This window comes from Gordonia sp. i37, assembly GCF_002043085.1.
GTDB classification, from domain to species: Bacteria; Actinomycetota; Actinomycetes; order Mycobacteriales; family Mycobacteriaceae; genus Gordonia; species Gordonia polyisoprenivorans.
On the sequence record NZ_MVPX01000154.1, the window covers coordinates 1 to 280 of the forward strand.

The 280-nt window shown below is 71.8% G+C and carries 1 protein-coding gene; it reads left to right on the top strand.

Features of this window, described 5'->3' with window-relative positions:
- Positions 1 to 280, top strand: a 280-nt coding sequence (locus tag B1964_RS07605; RefSeq protein ID WP_139765663.1) for a hypothetical protein, incomplete at both ends; no start/stop codon positions are given.

Consider the following 280-nt stretch of genomic DNA (forward strand, 5'->3'; position numbering starts at 1 on the left):
ATCGACGGAGCCGCCGAAGCCGACATGGCTGCACTGGCCTCGACGGTGGAGAGCCTGGCCCGCGGGTACCGCCCGCTGGGCACCGTGCTGACCGACGCCGTCGGCGATCAGATCCGCAAGGTGATCGGCCCGACCGGCAAGCGTCAGTCCTACATCACCGACCGGGTGACCGGCGTGTGGCAACTGGGCCCGGGCTGGGGTCTGCACTCCCAGGTCGCGCTCGCATTGGGCACCCGTGAGGGCGCCAGCGTCCGCGGTGGCGATCTGGGCGACCTCCTCG